Here is a 17,671-nt window from a genome sequence, read left to right as displayed (position 1 = left end):
GTGTTGCTCACGCACCGGGATCGCCTCCGATGACCGCCAGCAGGGCGTCGACGAAGGACGTTGCGGTGGCCCCGTCGAAGAGGTCGGTGGCGTACACCAGTTCGGCGTCGATTCCCGCCGGCCGGCCGGTGGTGTCGTGCCGTTCGGTGAAATGAAAGTGGAGATCGCATTTCGCCACGTCGAGGGGACGCGGGGTGATGTCGAAGCGCAGGCCGGCGACGTCCAGGGTCGCCGGGGTGAAGTTGTTCAGCGACAGCGCGACCTGGAAGAACGGGTGCAGTGACGACGACCGGGGCGGGTCGATCACCTCGACGAGTCGCTCGAATTGCACATCCGCATGCGCGAAGGCACGCAGTTCGATGTCATGGGAGTCGCGGATCACGTCCGCCAGCGTGTCCCCGGGATCGACCCGGGTCCGCAGGACGACGGTGTTGACGAACATCCCGACGACGTCGTCCAGTTCAGGGTCGTTCCGACCGGCGACCGGGGTGCCGACGGCGATGTCGGTGTCCCCGCTCAGTCGGGCGAGCAGGATCGCGACCGCAGATCTCAGTGCGGTGAACACCGTGGCGTGATGCCGGTGTGCGAGCGACGCGAGCGTGTGATGCGCGGTGTGGTCGATCCGGAACGTGGCGCGGCCGGCGCCGTAGGTCCAGTGGTGTGGCCGGCGGCGGTCGAGGGGCAACCCCACCGCGCCGGGTAGCCCCGACAGTTCCTCGGTCCAGTACGCGAGTTGCTGCGACGCGACGCTTCCCGGATCGTCCTCGGCGCCCAGCATGTCGCGGCGCCACACACTGTACTGCGGGTACGTCACCCGGGGCGGCTCCCAGCCCGGGGGCGCACCCGCGGTCCGGCTCGCATACGCGGTGACGAGATCGCGGGCGACCAGCGCCAGCGACCATCCGTCCGCGGTGATGTGGTGGAGGACACACGCGAGGAGGTGATCGCGCGCGTCCAGCGCGAAGAGCGTTGCGCGCAAAGGGGGTTCGGTCCGCACATCGAACGGCGCCCCGAGCACCCGGTCCACCCGGTCGGCGACGTCGTCGGGTCCGGCGGGGATCGGCGCCAGATCCGGTAGGGCATCGTCGACGGACAGCAGACGCTGGTACGGCCCCGCCGCCGAGTCCGGAAACACGGTGCGCAACGCACCGTGGCGCGCCAGGACGTCCGCGACTGCGGAGCGCAGCGCGTCGACGTCCACTGCCCCCGCCACCCGCACCGTGAACGGAATGCTGTACAGCGGCGGGGTGGTGGCACTGCGGTCGATGAACTGCTGCGACGGCGACAGCGGCACCCGGTCGGGCACGGCGGTGGCGGCGATGCGCGGGGCCCGCACCGCGCCGGATCGGGAAGCGTCCCGGTCGTCGATCCGCTCCGCGAGCGCCGACACGGTCGGGGTCTCGAACAGCTCACGCACACCGAGCGTCGCGTCGAGTTCGGCGTTCAATGTCGCGACCACCCTCGTGGCCGACAGGGAGTCTCCGCCGAGGTCGAAGAACGAATCGCCCGCCGCGACGGCGGGAACACCGAGCAGTCGGCCGAACACGTCGGCGACCGTGCGCTCGGTCGTCGTTTCCGGATCGCGCCGAGGGACGGTCGTCGTGCCGAAGTCGGGGGCGGGGAGCGCGCCGCGGTCCAGCTTCTTCGTCGGTGTCAGGGGAACCGCGTCCAGCACCGTGATCGATCCCGGAACCATGTACTCCGGCAGGAACCGTGCGATGGCGTGTCTCGCCGACTCGGGCGTGGTCTGCGACTCGCGCCGCACCATGATGTAGGAGACCAGGACCGGGTCTCCGACCGGAGTGCGGTGCACGATCGTGGTGGCGAAGTCGATGTCCGGGTTCCTGCGCAGCGCGGCATCGATCTCGCCGAGCTCGATGCGGAATCCGCGGACCTTCACCTGATCGTCGGTGCGTTCGAGGAACTCGAGGGTGGCCGAGTTCGTCCACCGGACCCGATCACCGGTGCGGAACATGCGGGAGCCCGGCTTACCGGACGGGTCCGCGACGAACCGTGTGGCGGTCAATGCCGGTCGTCGGTGGTATCCGCGGGCGAGGGCCGGCGTCGCGAGGTACAGCTCGCCGACAGCTCCCGGTGGGAGGGGGCGTAGCAGGGGATCGCAGACCGTCGCCCGCACACCGCGCATCAGGGACCCGATCGTCACCCGTCCGCCCGGGTCGAGGGGGTCGGTGAGGGTGACGCTGCACGTGGTTTCGGTGGGTCCGTACGCATTCCGCATCGTCCGGCCGACCGCCCACCGATCCGCGAGGTCCTGCGGGCACACCTCGCCTCCGACGAGGACCAGTTCCAGGGAGTCGAGTCCGTCGGGGTCCACGGTCGCCAACGCAGACGGCGTCGACAGCAGATGGGTGATGCGTTCGGCGCGCAGCAGTTCTCGCAGTTCAGCCCCGCCGTACACGTCGGTCGGCGCGATCACCAGGGTGGCGCCGCCGATGCACGCCGCGAGCACCTCGACCAGTGCGGTGTCGAAGCTGGGCGACGCGAAATGCAGCACCCGCGAATCCGCTGCGACCGCGTACTTCTCCCGAATCTCCTGCACGAGGTTGGCGAGACCGTCGTGTGTGACCACGGCCCCTTTCGGAACCCCGGTGGAGCCGGAGGTGTAGATCACGTAGGCCGGGTGCCCGAGATGCACGGGACGGTCGCGTTCCACGGTCGGCGGATGGTCGTCACCGTCGTCGATGCTCAGCCAGCGGATGGTGGTGGGAAGACGATCGCGCGCAGAGCGGACGGTGAGACCCAGCGCCGCACCGGAGTCGCCGAGGGTGTACGCGATCCGGTCGGTGGGGTGGGTCGGATCGACGGGCACATACGCCGCGCCGGTCCTGGCCACCGCCCACAAGGCCAGCACCGATTCGTACGACCGCGGAATCGACACCGCCACCAGGTCCTCGGGTCCGACGCCGTGACCTGTCAGCACCCGCGCCCACCGGTCGGCGGCCTCGTCGAGTTCGCGGTACGTCACCACCCGTCCTCGATCCCGCACCGCGACGGCGTCCGGGCGGGTGACGACGGTCGCGGCGAGGATCCGATCCAACGGTGCCGGTTCCGAATCCGGCCGTCCGCAGGCGGGAGAAAACGCCTCCCGTTCGGCATCGTGGAACACGTCGAGTTCGGCGACCGAGCGGTCCGTTCCGGCGGCGGCCTGGAAGCGTGCGAGAAACATGGTGAACCGTCGATGGTGCCCGGTGACCTCGTCCTCGTCGTACAGCGCCGGGTTCGCCTCGACGTCGATGCGCGGAACCGAGCCGGGTGGTCCCGGATAGATGTTGACCGCCAAGTCGGCCGTCGGACCGGTCGTCAGCACCTGCACGCGTCCGGTGACCGCACCGAGAGTGATCTCCTGCTTGAACAGCATCAGGTTGAGGACCGGACCGAAGTGGGTGAGACCCGTTCCGGCAGAGGCGATGTCCTTACCGATGTCCTCGCGGCGGTACCGCTGATGACGCAGTGCCCCCGTCAAGGCCGTTCGGGCCGCCCGCACCGCGTCCCGCACCGTGCCGGTGCCGACACCGCGCAAGGGGAGTGGGAGGACGTTCGACACGGAACCACCGGTGCCGCGCAGACGCGCAGACGTCCTGGCGGACACCGGAAGTGACAGGATCACGTCGTCGGCGCCGGTCATGCGGGCGAGATACGCGGCGAACGCCGCCACCACCACCACCGTCGGGCTGTGCGCGTTCCCGTCGCCGGTGGGACGCAAGAGGTCGCTGCTGCGGTCCGCGCTGCCCCGTGCCACCAGCACCGAGGCGCCGGGATTCGGGGTACGTCGTCCGCTGAGGCCGACCGTCGGCGGCAGGTCGCGGACCTGCTCCCGCCAGTAGGCGCGGTCGCGTTGGAAGCGGGGCGAAGACCGGTAGCCGGCGTCGTCCGCCGCGATCCGTCCCGGATCGACCGCCCGGAATTCCGGAGGCCGGTCGCCGTCGATTCCCGCCACGTACAGTTCGGCGGTGCGGCGCATCAGCATCATCGCCGCATAGCCGTCCATTGCGACGTGGTGGGCACGCGTGTACCAGTAGGTGCGCTCGTCGCCCACCTGCAGAATCGTCGACAGGACGAGTGACTCGCCGTACATGTCGACGGGGGCGATGCAGTCCTTCCGCATCCACCGCTCGGCCGCATCGACCGGATCGTGTTCGTCCCGCAGATCGACCACCGGCACCCGCTCCGACGTTCCGGCGCCGAAAACCTGGTGGGGCCGACCATCCACCTCCCGCACGGTGAACGATCCCAGTTCGTGGACGGCTCGTGCGGACGCCTCCGTCAGCAGGTCCAGGCGTACCGGACCACGCAGGTCCACGTACTGGGCGATCACGTAGGGAATCTCGGGTGCGAGCTGCTGTGCGAACCAAATAGCGTGCTGCGCCTCGGTCAGCGGGACGACCCGCCCGGGTATTCGCACCCGCATCAATGCCTCCTCACCACGACCGAACCCAGGGACGGGACGACCGCTGATGGTGACACACGCGCGCTGTGAAATCGCTGAGGGCCGTCGTCGCCGCGACCCCACGGGGGAGTCGCGGCGACGACGGTGTGAGACCGGCGGCTCAGTGGGCGAGGACGACGGCCCCGTCCGTGTCGGCCGCGGCCGCGGCCCCCGAACCGGGTGCGCTCAGTTGCGAAATCCGGCGGGGCAACGCGAAGGCCACGACCGCGCCCAGCAGCGCCGAGACCGCGCCGATCACGAACGCGATGGTGATGCCGGTGTCGGTGTAGAAGACCGCACCCTGCACGACGGTCGCGATGTGCGAGTTCAACACGGAGAAGACGATCACCGGGAGGATGGCGGGCAGGATGCTCTGGAACACCGCCACCATGCTCGCCGTCGTCGCCTGCAACTGCGGCGGCACCGCGGCGATGAGCAGGTTCGGGACGGAGGCGTACCCCATGCCCATTCCCACGCCGAGGAGTGCGGCGAAGCCGATCAGGAGGGCCTTGTCGTCGTGGACCATCGCCGTGAGCAGGCAGGCGGCGGCCATCACGAGCATGCCCACGACCATCAGGATCCGCGGACGGACGTTCCGGGGGACCAGGGTTCCGACGATCAGTCCGCCGATCACCACGGCGCCACCGAGCGGCGCCTGGAAGATCGCGAATCCCTCTGCGCTGATACCGAATCCGTAGCCGAGCCCCAGGATCGCCGGGGTCATGCACATCATCGGGAGCATGATCGTGAACACCGCGGACGTGCCGTAGCAGAATCCCGCGCCGAGCGCCGTCAGGAACACCGGCCGCTTACCGAAGAACCGGATGTCGATCAGCGGGTCCGCGAGCAGTCGTGCGGACACCATCCACGCCACCAGCAGGGCGGCACCGCCGGCGAGGAAACCGATCGTCGCCCCCGACGTCCAGCCCCACGAGGGCCCGAAGCTCACCCCGACGAGGATGCCGGCGAGTCCGGCGCCCAGGAGCGCCGCGCCGATCAGGTCGATGCGGGAGCGCAGCCGCACGGTCGATTCGCCGGTCGTCGCCCGGATCAGGACGGCGAGGATCACCAGACCGGCCACGAAGAACCAGAAGATGCTCCGGAAGCCGAAATTGTCGATCAGCCACCCGGTGAAGAACGGTGCGGGGATCGCGATGAGGCCCATGCCGCTCGTGGCGATGCTGACCGCCAACGCCACCGTCCGGGCGGGGAAGACGTCGCGGATGAGCGAATAGCTCAGGAACAGGCAGGGCACGAGCAGACCGGTGAGGGCGCGGCCGGCGATCAGCACCGCGTATGTCGGTGCGATCGCCGAGATCAGCGACCCGAGCGCCGACAGGCCCACGGCCGTCAGCAGGAGTCTCCGTTTGCCGTGGGTATCGGCGAGCTTGCCGATCAGCGGGCAGGTGATCGCTCCCACCAGCAGGAACGCCGTGAGCAACCATGCGCCCTGCGTCGTCTGGTAGTGGGTGACGATCTGCGGCAACGCGATCGAGATCATCATGTAGCTGACCGCGAGCATCTCCAGCAGCAACACGATCGAGGCGAGCGAGAAGATCAGGCGCGGTGTCCATCGCTCGGTAGTCGCATGGGTGACCATCATCGGGTCCTTTCGAATACCTGCACGGGAACTCGGGGCGGCGCCGCCGCACTGCGGCGCGGCCCGAGCCGGGCGGTAGGGGTGGGTGGTCACATTCGGTGGTCGAAGTCTCGTGAATGTGTAATTGACATCACAGTTCTCGGGGATGCGGCACGCCATGCGGCGTTCCGCCCAGCGGGAAACCGACCGGCGGGTGTTCACCGGGTAGACGCGAATCGGTGAATCCCGATCGCTCCTCGAGCCATGATTGACTCATGGCCGAAACGCAGCGCGCGCAGGAGTTCCGCCGGCTGAGGACGCCACGCTCGGCGGCCGTCGCGGGAATCGTCTTCGCCGTGCTGTTCGCCGCCAGCCTCGTCCTTCTGCGGACCGCGCTGCCGGCGGACCCGTTCGACGAAACCCCCTGGGTGGGCAGCGGCGAGACGCGGATCAAGACGGCCCTGCTCCTCGCTCCGTTCGCGGGGATCGCCTTCCTCTGGTTCATCGGCGTCATCCGCGACCGTCTCGGCGACCTCGAGGACCGGTTCTTCGCGACGGTGTTCCTCGGCAGCGGATTGCTGTTTCTCGCGATGGGATTCGTCTCGATGGGGGTGGCGGGCGGCGTGCTCGCCATCGCCCGCCACTCGGGCAGCTCCGCGAACGACATCGTCTATTTCGGCCGCGAGATCATGCTGCAGATCAACCACGTCTACGCGCTGCGCATGGCCGCGGTGTTCATGATCTCGCTGGGGACGATCTGGCTGCGGACCGGCCTGATGCCGCGATGGCTCGTCATGACCACGTATCTGCTGGCCCTGGCGCTGCTGGCGATCGTCGACTTCAGCCTGTGGTCGACGTTGGCGTTCCCGGCATGGGTGCTGCTGATCAGCGTCTACATCCTCGTCACCGGGCGCCGCGCGAGCGCAGCCGACCGATCATTCAGGTCCGCGCCGGTGTCGTGGAGACGAAGTCGTCGATGATCTCGACCACCGCGGCGGGATCCTCGAGGTGTGGATAGTGCCCGACACCGTCGAGGACGGCGAGCCGACTCCCGGGAATCGCCTCGTGCGCCGCGTATCCGTGCGCGACCGGGATGATGCCGTCGGAATCGCCCCAGATCAGTTGCGTCGGGAGACCCTCGTTCAGGTACAGACGGCTCAGCGCGCTCACCGCCTGCCCCCGATGGTCGACGACGGCGCGGAGCGTCCGCAGAAACGCCTGCCGGGTGTCCGAATCGGACAGCGACGAGTAGGCGTTCCACATCTCGTCGCCGCGGACCGAGTGGATCCCGACCGCCGCCAGCCAGCCGCGGACCTTGTTGCCGGCGTCACGAACCGCGGAGGGCGCCACCAACGGCAGGACGAACTCGGACCCCGGTGCCGCCAGCAACCGCAGGGTCCAGTTCACATCCGGTCCCAGTCCGCCGCTGCCGATGAGGACCAGCCGGTCACACAGTTCGGGATGCTGATAGCTGAACTGCATCGCCACCCCTCCGCCGAGGGATTGACCGATCACCGTCACCCGTTCGATGTCCAGTTCGTTCAGGAGGTCGCGCAGCCACGCGGCGAACGCGCCCAGCGAGTAGTCGCCGCGCGGCTTGGCGGAATCACCATGGCCGGGCAGGTCCGGCGCCAGGACCCGGTACCGCCGGGCCAACTGCGGGAGAACCGCGCGCCACGTCGCGGAACTTCCCGCCATCCCGTGCACGAGCAGCAATGTCTCGCCCTCACCGCTCAGCCGGTATGCGACTGCGTCCCCGTGCAGTGCGAGGTGCTGGAGTTGGGACATACAACGACCTCCCGATCGGGTGATGCAGCGGTCTCTCGGTAACGATAGGGGAGTTTCGCCCGATATCGTCATCAACTGCGGCGTGGGAACTTGATCTCTGCCCCCGGTTGATCTAACAGGCACACCGACGCGAGGCTCGAAAACAGGAGGAACCCGCATGAACGCTGTGTCGAGTTCGGCCATCGCCCGTCCGCGCGTCCTCCTGATCGACGCGGACGTCGAGAGATCCCTCGTCGAGCGCCTTCGGGACGCGGGGTTCTTCGTCACGAGGACATATGCGGAGCCGGTGCGGTCGCGGATCGAACCCCCTGATGTGGTGATCGTCGACGCGCGATCGCCACATCTCGACGCGGACACCACGGTGCGGGCGTTGAAAGCGATGCGATTCGCGCTCGCCGTTGTGGTGATCGGCACGTTCCGCTCCGGCAACCGGCGCAGCGACCTCCTGGAGGCCGGCGCCGACGACGTGATGGAGATGCCGGTCGGGGCGGACGAGCTCGTCGCACGGCTCCGCGCGATCCTCCGCCGGGTGAAGCCCGCGGTGCCCGCGCAGGCGCCCGACGACGCGCAGGACGTCTGCCAGTGCGAGGAACCCCACGAACCCGACCACGACGGGCTCCGCACCACGCTGACCAGGACGGAATTCGTCCTCTTCACCGTGCTCGCGCAGAATGTCGATCGAGTCGTCACCCGCCGCGACCTCATGCTCATGGTGTGGGGTGTGACGGTCGAATCGAAGACGAACGTCCTCAATGCCTATATCTGCTCCCTGCGACGGAAGCTGGTGGCCGTCGGATCGCCGTACGTCGTCCACACCGTGCGCGGCGTGGGGTTCGCCCTGGGCGAGCTCGAACGTTCGGGGAGCATCGATCCCGTCCGTCAGGTGCCCGTCGCCGCCTCGTGATCCGGGCCCGGCGGCGCGAAGAATGCGAGCGCGCGTTCGAGCACTGCCTCCGGCCTCTCGTCGACAATGAAGTGTGAGGCGCCGTCGACGAACTCGACACCGAAGTCATCGGTGCGCTCCTCGCATCCGCCGAGGAACTCCGGGCGCACGATGGGGTCTTCGGCGCCGATGAGCATCCGCAGCGGTAGAGAGCGGACGCGGCGGCGGCGCGGGCCGGTGCGCGCAGCTGGCGGCGAACAGCTCGATGTCGTTCTCCGAACAGGTGTTCCGGTTCGTGGTGAAATCCCGCAGCAGGTGGTAGGTCAGGCGTTGACGCCCCCGTCCGAGCAGCCGTGGATCGAACCGGACGAACGGGGGGGACACCGAGGCTCACGTACTTCCGCACACGGTGGGGCGCGCGCAGGCACAGCTCGTATCCGAGCAGAGCGCCCCAGTCGTGCGCGATCAGGCAGACCTGGTCGAGTTCGAGCGCGTCCAGGAGCGCGACGACGTCGGCGAGCAACTGCTCGCTGGTGTATCCGGTCGGCGGTGCGTCGGTCCAGCCGGCGCCGCGCAGATCCGGGCAGATCACCCGGTAATGCGCGGCCAGCCCGGGGAGGACCCCGCGCCACTCCCACCAGTGTTGGGGGAAGCCGTGGAGTAGCACCACGGGTTCGCCGTGACCGGCCTGTCCAATTACTTCCGCACCCGGGCGGCGCTCGTCACCGGCACCGTCGACGCGATCGTGGAACGCGAGATGTCCGAAGTCGGTGTACTGGCACCGACATCCGCAGAAGACCTCGTCGACGCGCTCTGCGGTCTGATCGACTACACGAATGTCGCCAACCGAACCGTCACCGCCGCACGGCTGGTCCTGTTCCTCGAAGCCAGCCACGACCCCGCTCTCCGGGAGGCGCTGGCACGGGGGCGCGCGGCAATGGAGGCGTCCGCCGTGTCGGCATTCCACCGGCTGGGAGCACGGGATCCGCAGACCGCCGCCACCGCAGTCATGGCGTGCGCAGAAGGCCTGATCCTGCATCGCATCGCCCGACACGACACCGCGGATCCGCGGCCGACGTTCGAACTGGTGGTGCGGGCCGCGGTGAGCTGACGCCCCGCTCACGTCACCGGTGATTCGACACCTCAGGTCGCGGCGGCGGAAGCCGGTCGATCCGGCCGTGACGAGTGCGACCGCGATGGCCGATTCCCACACGATCGGTACCCAACGCTCCACCAGTTGGTTTCGTAGCCGCAACACACTCGACCGGTCGACCGAGTGGTGACCAATGACCCTGACGCGCGGCTGGAGGGACGCCGCACACTGAGTTTTCGGGGATCCCGGACCAGGAGGATGCGCCTGTGCGAACCGGCAGAGTAGCCGTTCTCGTCCTGGGCTGTCTGAGCGCCCTGACCGGGTTCGCGCTGCTCACTGCCGCGGTGTTTCTGGGGTGGGCCTACTTCATGCAACGCGACGGTGGGCACTTCACCTCGCCGCGTGAGCACTTCGAGACGAGTGAGAGTGCCCTGGTATCGGAGAAGGTCGATCTCTTCGAGGGCGCGGACTTGCCGAAAGGCTTCAGCACCGAGGACCTCGGCCGGGTACTGGTGCGAGCCACCGCCACCGATCCCGACCAAGAGATCTTCATCGGGATCGGCCCTCGTGACGAGGTCGACAAGTACTTCACCGACGTTGCTCGCACCGAAGTGACAGACGTGCAGTTCGATCCGTTTCGGCCGACCTATCGGCAGATTCCTGGAACCCGACCGGCAGCATTACCTGGGACACAACCATTCTGGTCCGCCTCTTCCTCGGGTACTGGCACGCAGGAAGTGCGGTGGGAGCTACAGCAGGGGTCCTGGACGGCTGTCGTCATGAAGGCAGACGCAACTCCAGGCCTGTCCGTCGACATTCAGGCCGGCGCACGCCTCACTTTCCTCGGACCACTCGCACTGAGCGTCCTGGTCGGCGCGGTCGTCCTTCTGATCATCGGAATCCCGTTGATCGTGGCAGGAGCAATCGGGTTGGGCCGGCACGGCCCGCCACAACCGCATCCCGTCGCGCAGATCGCGGGCGACGGCACGATCGCCGGCGACGCACACGTTCCATGGACCGTCTATCCCGCTCGCCTCGTGGGTGAACTCGACGCGCCGCTGTCGCGATGGCTGTGGCTGGTGAAATGGCTCCTGGCGCTCCCGCACTACTTCGTGCTCTTCTTCCTCGGAATCGCGTTCGTCGTCACCACCCTGGTGTCCGGATTCGCGATCCTGTTCACCGCGCGGTATCCGCGAACCCTGTTCGACTTCAACGTCGGAGTTCTCCGGTGGGTGTGGCGAGTGCAGTTCTACACCTACTCGGCCCTGGCCACGGACCGCTACCCGCCCTTCACCCTGAACCGTACCGACTATCCCGCGGACTTCGACGTCGACTACCCCGTGCGGTTGTCCCGCGGACTGGTCCTCGTGAAGTGGTGGCTGTTGGCGATCCCGCACTACCTGATCCTGGCGCTACTCGCGGGAGGGTGGTTCGGGAGCTGGCGTGCCGGAGTGACCGTCACCGACGGTACGCACTACGGGCAGCCGTGGCTCCTCGGTTCTGTGCTCGGTCTCGCGGTGACTTTCTCGGCGATTGCGCTTCTCTTCACCGGGCGATACCCACACGGTTTGTTCGACTTCGTGATGGGAATCAATCGTTGGGCGTTCCGCGTCGCGGCGTACGCGACCCTGATGCGGGATGAATACCCACCGTTCCGTCTCGATCAGGGACCATGCGAGCCGCACGAGCCCACGCCGCACTCGGGCGGAGACGATTCCGGCGAGACCTCTCCGGAAAGGCCACGCACATGACGGTACTGGTGGCGTACGCGACGGCGAAAGGCTCGACCCGCGGGATCGCGGAGCGGCTCGGATCGTGCATCGAAGGCCTCGGGCAGTCGGTCGACGTCCGGCCGGTCGCAGCCGTGTCTGACGTGCACTCCTACGACGTGATCGTTTTCGGAAGCGCGATCCACAACGGACAGTGGCTCGCCGAGGCCTCCGACGCCGTCGGGCGCCTGCGGTCCCAGTTCGAGGGAAGGCGCGTATGGGCGTTCTCGGTGTCGTCGGTCGGCGTCACCAGCACCACCCTGTCGAAACGACTGGCGCGTTTTCTGCGTCGCGTGACACCGGAGCCCGGAGCAGTGCGGATACTGCGGGATGCGGCCGATGTGCGCGACCACCGATTCTTCGCCGGCGTGATCGCACCGGGCGACTGGCCGGGATTCGGGCGAGTCGTCTTCACGCTCATGGGTGGGCACTACGGCGACGCCCGCGACTGGGCGGACGTGTGCGCGTGGGCAGGCGCCATCGCCGCCGAATCGACCCGGGACACGGAAAGAAGGCGCGTATGGGCGTTCTCGGTGTCGTCGGTCGGCGTCACCAGCACCACCCTGTCGAAACGACTGGCGCGTTTTCTGCGTCGCGTGACACCGGAGCCCGGAGCAGTGCGGATACTGCGGGATGCGGCCGATGTGCGCGACCACCGATTCTTCGCCGGCGTGATCGCACCGGGCGACTGGCCGGGATTCGGGCGAGTCGTCTTCACGCTCATGGGTGGGCACTACGGCGACGCCCGCGACTGGGCGGACGTGTGCGCGTGGGCAGGCGCCATCGCCGCCGAATCGACCCGGGACACGGAAAGATGGACCTGAATCCGGTGGTCGGGCGCCGAGGAGGCACTAACCTCGCGGGTGCCGGGCCGGTGAAGTGAGATCGGAGGAGCAGCGATGAGTCCATGGAAGAGGCCTGTGACGTGGTCGCGTCTGACAGCGTCGCAGCGCGCCGCGCTGGTGGTGATGGCGGCGGTGCAGGTGGGGCTGGCCGTGGCGGCCTGGGCAGATCTCGCGAAACGTGATCCACACGAGATCAGGGGGAGCAGAACGACATGGGCTGCTGCGATTGCCGTGAACTTCATCGGACCGATCGCGTACTTCCGGTGGGCCCGCCGTGCCCCGGCGCAGGCTCGGTGAGGGCGGAAACTGTTCAGGGTGAGTAGATTCCCTCACTCTGCCTGACCTCGCGCCGAAGCGCATCGAGTTGCGGCGCAGTTCCGAGTGCAATGAGAATGGTGCCCGGGTCCAGACGTTGCTCCGGGGTGGGATCGGCGACGAACTGCCCCGTCGGTGACCACAACGCCATCAACAGTGAGCCGGTTGCGCCGCGAGGCCCGCTTCCGCCAGTGTTCGCCCGGCCAGCGGCGAGGCAGGCGAGACCTCGACCTCCTCGATCCGGTAATCCAGCGTCTCGTCGTGCATCACGACGTGCGAGAACTCGGCGACGTGTGGCTGGAGCGCGAAGGCACCCATCCGGCGCCCCCGATGAGATGAGGGTGACGACGCGGTTTGCTCCCGCCCGGATCAGAGCGTGGGCATGGCCGATTCCCGCCGCTTCGAGAACTTGATCGTCGGTGACATCCCCGACGACTGTCGGGACGTCGAGCTCGGCGAGGCGCTCCGGATCGCGATCGACGACGACGACCGGCATCCCGAGCGTGGCCAGATACTGCACTCCGGCCCGTCCGACCCGGCCGAAACCACAGACGATCGCGTGCCCGGTCATCCTGCTGATGTGTCTGTCCATTCGCCGACGCTCCATGTGCTGCCGTAGATACCCCTCGATCAGGGCTTCGAGGATTACTCCGAACGTGTACAGCGCCGTACCGGCACCTGCCAGTATGAGCAGGATCGTGAAGATCTGGCCCACCGCACCGAGTGGGTGAACCTCACGAAACCCGACCGTGCTTATTCGTCGTCACGGTTTGGTACAGCGCATCCAGCATGCCGAAGCCCAGGACGACATATCCGAGCGTGCCTGCAACGACGACGAACCCGAAGGCCCCCAATGCGCGGCCGATCCTCAGAAGGGACTCAACACGGTCCGCCCGGCGGGGACGACGGTGGAGGCGTCTCGTCTCGTCACCGGCGAACGATCAGCAGCGGGCAGGTCAGCGCGTGGAGGAGAGCCCGGCTCGTCGAACCGAGCAACAGTGAGGCGAACCCACCACGCCCCCGGCTGCCGGTCACCACCAACTGCGATTCCCGCGCTTGCTGGAGCAGGTGGTGAACCGGTCGATCTCGGACGACAACTTTGCGGACGGACACGTCCGGATATTTGTCCTTCCATCCGGCAAGTCTCTCCGACAGGACCGCCCGTTCAGCGGTTTCGATTGCCGACCAGGGAAGTTCGTTGTCGCTGGGATCGGCGGGGGTAACGGTCAACAGGCTGAAGTCGCTCCACGCGTGCACTGCCACGAGGTCGACGCCGCGCAGAGAGGCCTCCTCGAAGGCGGCCGCGATGGCAGGTTCGCTGTTCGGTGAACCATCGACTCCGACCACCACCGGGCCGTCCAACGGCGGCGCGTCCATTTCTGGCATTCCGCGAATCACCGCCACCGGGCAGGGTGCATGACTGGCAACCGCGGCGCTGACCGACCCGACCAGGCCGCCGGTGAACTCTCCGAGGCCACGGGAACCGACGACCAGCATGCGCGCCGACTCGGCGGCGTCGAGCAGGGCCGCCACGGCCGAGCCGTGACGCAGCGACGTCCGGAGGGTGAGGTGGTTGCCGGGCACGCTCCGCCGGGCGAGTTCCGAAGCCGTGGCGAGACTCTGGGTGCCCGCATATTCCACGCCGCTGAACACGCCTGCGGAGAGGTTGACGGCGTCGCCGAACGTACCGGGCGCACCGAGGAGGGAGGACAACGGGGCTCGATGGTGGACGGCCGCGTCGGCGGCCCAGCACACGGCGTCGAGTGAGTGCGCCGATCCGTCCACACCCACGACGATCGGTGAATCTGTTGTCATGTCGATACCTCGTCTCTGTTCGTTCGCGTCGGCCCGTCGAGACTGCGGTGCCGCGTGATCGCGGACCGGCCGGTCACAGCGAGTTCACACCGTGCAGGAGCAGGGCGGGCAAGCCCGGCACCAGCAGTCCGACACCGACCGACACGATCGCGGCGCCGACGACCCGTTGGTGCGGATTACGGAAAACGCCGAGTCCGATGAAGACGACCGCGGCTGCACCCCCGAGGACGGCGAGGGGAGATGTCATCGACAATGCGGCGAAGCCCACGACGGCGGCGGCCGCGACCCATGGCCATCGCAGATCTCCGGCGTCGAGATACCTTGCCTGCATTGCCGGCTCCTGCCCAGAGAAAACGAGGATCGGTGTGACATCGAGGTTCGGCTACTCGGGCGGGAAATGCACCTCGGCGATGCCCGGCACGGTATCGGCCAGTGCGGCGATGACATTTCGTTCCGGGTCCTGAGGCGTGACACCGTAGATCGCGGCGGAGCCGTGGGCGACGTCTACGCGCCATCGGCCGGCTCCACCGTAGACGTCGAGGCGGTGCTGCACTTCCTTTGCGACCTGAGCGTCGTCGGTCGTGAGGACGGCGATGAGATCGGGGCGGGTGACGATCCCGAGGATGTCGTGATCGTGGACGATGGGGATGCCGCGCAGCCGAGATCGAAGCATCGCGGATGCGAGTTCACTGACCTCCGCGTCGGCCGTCATCGCCACCACGGGACTGGCCATGACGTCGCCTGCGGACATCTCGTCAGGCTGCGGGTCGGTCCCGCGGTCCGCCCCGCCCAGCTCACGGAATCGTGCACGGAGCAGATCACCCTCGGACACGATGCCCACGAGATGCTTCCGCTCGTCGACGACCGGAAGCACCGTGAAGCCCGAACTTCCGACCAACCGAAGGCATTCGTCCACCGAGGTGGATCGGTCCACCGTGGTGACCGGGCTGCTCATGACGTGTCGTGCCTGCATGACGACTCCTCTCCTCGTCCCTCAGCGTCGGCGTGCCACCGTCACAGGACAAGGGTCCTAGGACCTCACCTCGTCGCATTCCTCGGTGCTGGTTCGAACGATCCCCCGGAAGGGTCCAAATGCCCTGGTGACGACATCGCCGATGCGCGATTGTGGAGTGAGCACGGAGGTGGGAAGAATGGTCAAGCGTTGGCTGGTCATGGAGACCGAGAACGACGACCGGCGAATGCCGTTCGCTACGCGTCTCGCCGGGGCCGGCCGGCATCTACCCACGACACATCTCACGACCACGGACCTGATGTCGACCACCCGTCACTCGACTCACATCGACCTCGAGCGGCTCACCGGGATCCGCGAGCGCCGGGTATCGGTGGGGGACGAAGACTCCTACACACTGGCGATCTCGGCGGCACTGGATTGCCTGGAACGGTCGAACCGGGACGCCGCGTCGATCGATGTAGTGGTCAGCTGCAGCATCACCAAGTTTCACGGCGGTCTCACCCAATGGCTCGAACCGACGATGAGTAGTGCGGTCGCCCAGGCGATCGGCGCGCCGGGGGCGATGACCTTCGATCTCTCGAACGCGTGCGCCGGCATGTTGACCGGTGTGACGGTGATGAACAACTGGATCCGTCAGGGAATCGTCGAACGGGCACTTGTCGTCAGTGGTGAGTACATTTCGCAGCTCGGACAGAATGCTGCCCAGCACATCCGGAACATCATGAGCAAGGAGCTTGCGTGCCTCACGCTCGGCGACGCCGGGGCCGCGCTGCTCCTCGAACGTGCCCCTGCCGGATCGGCCGGGATCGGTTTGGCCGGATTCACCACCGTCGCCGACTACAGTCGGCTCTGTCTCGCGTACCCGAAGGGCGACGACCCCGGCGCCCGAATGTTCACCAACTCGCGGGGGATCCAGCGGGCGGCGATCGCGGACACCCCGCTGTTGTTGCACGAGGTGCTCGACGCCGCCGGGATCTCCCTCCACGACATCGATCACGTGATCACACACCAAACCTCGGCGCGAGCGATCCGCAAAGGGATGGCCGAGGTGACCGCCACGCTGGGCGATTCTCCACGGCACGACGCGGTCATCACCGTCGACCGCTATGGAAATACGGCCTCGACGACCCACACCGTCGCGCTGGTCGAGGAACTCGAAGCAGGCCGCATCCGAGCGGGTGAGACCGTGGCGTTGATCGCCCTCGCATCGGGTTTGGAGATCGGCGTCGTTCTGCTGACCCTGGACGAGGAATTGGTGGCACGCTATGGGCACAGTCATTGATCGGCTCGACGTCACACGAGGCGGCTGGCGTACCCGCCACAGTGCATTGCATCTCGCGGTGTCGGCCGCCCAGACCTGCCTCGAACGGGCCGGTCGGAATGCCGACGACCTGGACCTGCTCGTCAACGTCGGGTTGTACCGCGACCGGAATCTGGGAGAGCCCGCCCTCGCGGCGCTCATCCAGGAAGATATCGGTGCCCACCCGGAGGACCCCCACGACGACACGCACGGGACCTTTTCCTTCGATGTCGCAAACGGATCCTGTGGGGCTCTCAACGGTCTGCAGATCGTCGACGGATTCCTGCGGTCGCACACGATCAACTGGGCGCTGGTGGTTGCCAGTGATGCCGATCCCGGACGTGGGATGAGCGAGCACTTTCCGTTTGCGCCGACGGGTGGAGCCATCCTCTGCCGCTGGACCGACGACGAATTCGGCCTGGGGCCCGTCCATTGGGTGAATTGCTCCGACGCCGGTGAAAGCTTCTGTGCCACCGTCGGACTCGAGGATTCCCGGAACGTACTGCGATTCCGGGAGTCGGATTCGATGGACGAGCGATTCGCGACCGCCGGAGCGCAGGCGGCGAGGGAATGCCTGGAGGCATCCTCCCTCGAGCTCGCCGATGTCGATCTGATCGTGGCCGCTCCCGCCCGGCCGAAGTTCCGCGCGGCGCTCGCCGAGCACCTGGGTGTCCCCGTGCCGCGGATCGTGGTCGCCTATGACGAACGGATGCATACCGCGTCCCTCGTGGCGGCCCTGGACCGCCGGACGGGTGGTATCCCGGCCGGGAACCGTGTCCTGATCGTCGCCGTGGGTGCAGGGGTCACCGCCGGCGCCGCCCTGTACAGCGAACACCCCTGAGCCCGGGCAAAGGCATCGTCGGG

14 protein-coding genes and 4 pseudogenes are annotated in these 17,671 nt (G+C 67.6%); 9 read left to right on the top strand and 9 right to left on the bottom strand.

The genetic code is table 11. From position 1 onward, the window contains the following. Positions 1 to 7: 7 nt before the first annotated feature. Positions 8 to 4,429 carry a non-ribosomal peptide synthetase gene (locus tag RHA1_RS00385; protein ID WP_011593402.1) on the bottom strand — a complete coding sequence of 1,474 codons (4,422 nt, stop codon included), beginning with the start codon at positions 4,427 to 4,429 and terminating at the stop codon, positions 8 to 10. A gap of 139 nt (positions 4,430 to 4,568) precedes the next feature. Then, the gene (locus RHA1_RS00380) at positions 4,569 to 6,050 is read right to left on the bottom strand and encodes an MFS transporter (RefSeq protein ID WP_011593401.1); all 1,482 of its coding nucleotides are present in this window, start codon (positions 6,048 to 6,050) and stop codon (positions 4,569 to 4,571) included. A 251-nt stretch (positions 6,051 to 6,301) separates the two neighbouring features. Here RHA1_RS00380 and RHA1_RS00375 point away from each other — a divergent pair, with 251 nt between their 5' ends. Then, a complete protein-coding gene (locus tag RHA1_RS00375; RefSeq protein ID WP_009472611.1) occupies positions 6,302 to 7,006 on the top strand; it encodes a hypothetical protein in 705 nt (234 codons plus the stop codon). Here RHA1_RS00375 and RHA1_RS00370 read toward each other — a convergent pair. Further along, the gene (locus tag RHA1_RS00370; protein WP_009472610.1) at positions 6,966 to 7,814 is read right to left on the bottom strand and encodes an alpha/beta fold hydrolase; all 849 of its coding nucleotides are present in this window, start codon (positions 7,812 to 7,814) and stop codon (positions 6,966 to 6,968) included. The genes RHA1_RS00375 and RHA1_RS00370 overlap by 41 nt on opposite strands. A gap of 157 nt (positions 7,815 to 7,971) precedes the next feature. On the opposite strand from RHA1_RS00370, the gene RHA1_RS00365 reads away from it, so the two are divergent. Beyond that, a complete protein-coding gene (locus RHA1_RS00365) occupies positions 7,972 to 8,718 on the top strand; it encodes a response regulator transcription factor (protein ID WP_009472609.1) in 747 nt (248 codons plus the stop codon). Here the strand turns inward: RHA1_RS00365 and RHA1_RS51425 are convergent. After that, the gene (locus RHA1_RS51425; protein ID WP_016884264.1) at positions 8,694 to 8,894 is read right to left on the bottom strand and encodes an alpha/beta fold hydrolase; all 201 of its coding nucleotides are present in this window, start codon (positions 8,892 to 8,894) and stop codon (positions 8,694 to 8,696) included. The two genes, RHA1_RS00365 and RHA1_RS51425, sit on opposite strands and share 25 nt — an antisense overlap. Before the next feature lie 89 nt (positions 8,895 to 8,983). Then, positions 8,984 to 9,364, bottom strand: a pseudogene (locus RHA1_RS53475) (alpha/beta fold hydrolase); the annotation flags it as partial. Positions 9,365 to 9,376: 12 nt separating this feature from the next. On the opposite strand from RHA1_RS53475, the gene RHA1_RS48880 reads away from it, so the two are divergent. The 5 genes and pseudogenes from RHA1_RS48880 to RHA1_RS00335 all read left to right on the top strand — a co-directional run bounded on the left by RHA1_RS48880 (position 9,377) and on the right by RHA1_RS00335 (position 12,701). Then, positions 9,377 to 9,808 (top strand): TetR/AcrR family transcriptional regulator, encoded by a 432-nt coding sequence (locus RHA1_RS48880; protein ID WP_011593399.1) that lies wholly within the window; start codon positions 9,377 to 9,379, stop codon positions 9,806 to 9,808. 248 nt (positions 9,809 to 10,056) lie between these two features. Next, positions 10,057 to 11,541, top strand: a complete 1,485-nt coding sequence (locus tag RHA1_RS00345; RefSeq protein WP_011593398.1) for a DUF4389 domain-containing protein — start codon at positions 10,057 to 10,059, stop codon at positions 11,539 to 11,541. Beyond that, positions 11,538 to 12,074, top strand: a pseudogene (locus RHA1_RS00340) (flavodoxin domain-containing protein); the annotation flags it as partial. The gene RHA1_RS00345 and the pseudogene RHA1_RS00340, both read left to right, overlap by 4 nt. Next, positions 12,066 to 12,383: pseudogene (locus RHA1_RS53470) on the top strand (flavodoxin domain-containing protein); the annotation flags it as partial. The pseudogenes RHA1_RS00340 and RHA1_RS53470, both read left to right, overlap by 9 nt. Before the next feature lie 75 nt (positions 12,384 to 12,458). Next, entirely contained in the window at positions 12,459 to 12,701 is a 243-nt protein-coding gene (locus RHA1_RS00335; protein ID WP_011593396.1) for a PLDc N-terminal domain-containing protein, read from the top strand. Positions 12,702 to 12,714: 13 nt separating this feature from the next. On the opposite strand, the pseudogene RHA1_RS00330 reads toward RHA1_RS00335, so the two are convergent. The 4 genes and pseudogenes from RHA1_RS00330 to RHA1_RS00315 form a co-directional block, all read right to left on the bottom strand. Then, positions 12,715 to 13,591, bottom strand: a pseudogene (locus RHA1_RS00330) (potassium channel family protein). A 55-nt stretch (positions 13,592 to 13,646) separates the two neighbouring features. Then, entirely contained in the window at positions 13,647 to 14,534 is an 888-nt protein-coding gene (locus RHA1_RS00325; protein WP_011593394.1) for a universal stress protein, read from the bottom strand. 73 nt (positions 14,535 to 14,607) lie between these two features. Continuing rightward, positions 14,608 to 14,865: a hypothetical protein gene (locus RHA1_RS00320; RefSeq protein ID WP_011593393.1), complete on the bottom strand. Its 258-nt coding sequence runs from the start codon at positions 14,863 to 14,865 to the stop codon at positions 14,608 to 14,610. Positions 14,866 to 14,916: 51 nt separating this feature from the next. Beyond that, positions 14,917 to 15,507: a CBS domain-containing protein gene (locus RHA1_RS00315; RefSeq protein ID WP_011593392.1), complete on the bottom strand. Its 591-nt coding sequence runs from the start codon at positions 15,505 to 15,507 to the stop codon at positions 14,917 to 14,919. 178 nt (positions 15,508 to 15,685) lie between these two features. Here RHA1_RS00315 and RHA1_RS00310 point away from each other — a divergent pair, with 178 nt between their 5' ends. Further along, positions 15,686 to 16,789, top strand: a complete 1,104-nt coding sequence (locus RHA1_RS00310) for a 3-oxoacyl-ACP synthase III family protein (RefSeq protein WP_016884270.1) — start codon at positions 15,686 to 15,688, stop codon at positions 16,787 to 16,789. After that, a complete protein-coding gene (locus tag RHA1_RS00305) occupies positions 16,773 to 17,648 on the top strand; it encodes a 3-oxoacyl-ACP synthase III family protein (RefSeq protein WP_011593390.1) in 876 nt (291 codons plus the stop codon). Before RHA1_RS00310 ends, RHA1_RS00305 begins: the two co-directional genes overlap by 17 nt. Positions 17,649 to 17,671: the final 23 nt, after the last annotated feature.

This window comes from Rhodococcus jostii RHA1, from assembly GCF_000014565.1.
Taxonomy (GTDB): Bacteria; Actinomycetota; Actinomycetes; order Mycobacteriales; family Mycobacteriaceae; genus Rhodococcus_F; species Rhodococcus_F jostii_A.
Note: the sequence above shows the minus strand (reverse complement) of the source record. Positions and strands in the feature narration are given on the sequence as shown.

Coding starts and splice junctions, on each gene's coding strand:
- RHA1_RS00370 (WP_009472610.1), bottom strand. CDS start 7,814: ATGTCCCAACTCCAGCACCTCGCACTGCACGGGGACGCAGTCGCATAC.
- RHA1_RS00305 (WP_011593390.1), top strand. CDS start 16,773: ATGGGCACAGTCATTGATCGGCTCGACGTCACACGAGGCGGCTGGCGT.
- RHA1_RS00325 (WP_011593394.1), bottom strand. CDS start 14,534: ATGACAACAGATTCACCGATCGTCGTGGGTGTGGACGGATCGGCGCAC.
- RHA1_RS00310 (WP_016884270.1), top strand. CDS start 15,686: ATGGTCAAGCGTTGGCTGGTCATGGAGACCGAGAACGACGACCGGCGA.
- RHA1_RS00375 (WP_009472611.1), top strand. CDS start 6,302: ATGGCCGAAACGCAGCGCGCGCAGGAGTTCCGCCGGCTGAGGACGCCA.
- RHA1_RS00315 (WP_011593392.1), bottom strand. CDS start 15,507: ATGCAGGCACGACACGTCATGAGCAGCCCGGTCACCACGGTGGACCGA.
- RHA1_RS00385 (WP_011593402.1), bottom strand. CDS start 4,429: ATGCGGGTGCGAATACCCGGGCGGGTCGTCCCGCTGACCGAGGCGCAG.
- RHA1_RS51425 (WP_016884264.1), bottom strand. CDS start 8,894: ATGCTCATCGGCGCCGAAGACCCCATCGTGCGCCCGGAGTTCCTCGGC.
- RHA1_RS00365 (WP_009472609.1), top strand. CDS start 7,972: ATGAACGCTGTGTCGAGTTCGGCCATCGCCCGTCCGCGCGTCCTCCTG.
- RHA1_RS00335 (WP_011593396.1), top strand. CDS start 12,459: ATGAGTCCATGGAAGAGGCCTGTGACGTGGTCGCGTCTGACAGCGTCG.
- RHA1_RS00380 (WP_011593401.1), bottom strand. CDS start 6,050: ATGATGGTCACCCATGCGACTACCGAGCGATGGACACCGCGCCTGATC.
- RHA1_RS00320 (WP_011593393.1), bottom strand. CDS start 14,865: ATGCAGGCAAGGTATCTCGACGCCGGAGATCTGCGATGGCCATGGGTC.